Source organism: Paenibacillus sp. EKM10P (assembly GCF_011800655.1).
In the GTDB taxonomy this organism is placed as follows: Bacteria; Bacillota; Bacilli; order Paenibacillales; family Paenibacillaceae; genus Paenibacillus; species Paenibacillus polymyxa.
Window position 1 is genome coordinate 1 of record NZ_JAALET010000142.1, and the last position, 227, is coordinate 227.

Consider the following 227-nt stretch of genomic DNA (forward strand, 5'->3'; position numbering starts at 1 on the left):
TGTCCGATGACGTGGTTGATATGACCATAGATACGCTCCATTGCAGACCGGTTATACACCAGCGCATTGTACTCAAGCAGAATAGAGATATCTTCATCAGGCACGACAATCAGGTTAAAATCGTAGTTGGTTTGCTCTGCAAGTGCTACGTTGGCAATAGAGAAGCCTGTGTGTGCGTCCGCTTCGCCGGAACCGCCCATCTGCTTCATCTGCTGCCCGATGGGATA

The 227-nt window shown here is 49.8% G+C and carries 1 protein-coding gene; it reads right to left on the bottom strand.

All coding sequences use genetic code 11. From position 1 onward, the window contains the following. Positions 1-227: hypothetical protein (locus HFE01_RS26850; RefSeq protein WP_167442935.1), on the bottom strand; the 227-nt coding region annotated here is incomplete at both ends.